A 946-nucleotide genomic window follows, 5' to 3' on the forward strand; every position below is an offset into this window, starting at 1 on the left:
GAGAACAGATCGCCGACGAGACCGTAATCGGCGACGCTGAAGATCGGCGCTTCGGGGTCTTTGTTGATCGCGACGATGACCTTCGAGTCTTTCATGCCGGCCAAGTGCTGAATCGCGCCCGAGATGCCGACCGCCACGTACAGTTGCGGCGCGACGATCTTGCCGGTTTGACCCACCTGAAAGTCGTTCGGGACATAGCCGGCATCGACTGCCGCGCGCGATGCGCCCAGCGCCGCGCCGAGCTTGTCGGCGAGCGGTTCTAGCGTCTTCGTGTAGTTCTCGCCGCTGCCCAGACCACGGCCACCCGACACGATGATGTGCGCGCTCGTCAGTTCCGGACGATCGAGCTTCGTCACTTCACGGCTCACGAACTGCGAGATGCCTGCATCGGCTGCGGCTTCCATCTTCTCGACCGCTGCGCTGCCGCCTTCCGCCGCGACCGGATCGAAGCCCGTCGCGCGAACGGTGATGACCTTGATCGGATCGCTCGATTGAACCGTGGCGATGGCGTTGCCTGCATAGATCGGGCGTTCGAAAGTATCGGCGCTATCGACGGCGGTGATGTCGCTGATTTGCGCGACGTCCAAGTGTGCAGCGATGCGCGGCGCGACGTTCTTACCGTACGCGGTCGCCGGAGCGAGGATGTGCGAATAATCCTTCGCGATGTTCAACACCGTAGCTTCGACGTTTTCCGCCAAGCCTTCAGCGAGTTGCGGCGCATCGGCGAGGAGCACTTTCGAAACGCCCGCGAGCTTCGCCGCCGCATCCGCCGCGCCCTGCGCGTTCGAGCCCGCGATCAGCACATGCACATCGCCGCCAATCTTCGATGCCGCCGCAACCGTGTTCAGCGTCGCTGCCTTGATCGACGCATTGTCGTGTTCTGCAATAACAAGAGTCGTCATCAGATCACCTTCGCTTCGTTCTTCAGTTTTTCGACCAGCGTCTT

General features: G+C 61.9%; 1 protein-coding gene. It reads right to left on the reverse strand.

The window, feature by feature from the left end:
- The coding region (locus NCT05_RS36645; RefSeq protein WP_250504798.1) for an electron transfer flavoprotein subunit alpha/FixB family protein at window positions 1-902 on the reverse strand (902 nt) is incomplete at its 3' end.
- Window positions 903-946 lie beyond the last annotated feature (44 nt).

Origin of the sequence: Caballeronia sp. AZ7_KS35, from assembly GCF_023631045.1 — a bacterium.
Classification (GTDB): Bacteria; Pseudomonadota; Gammaproteobacteria; order Burkholderiales; family Burkholderiaceae; genus Caballeronia; species Caballeronia zhejiangensis.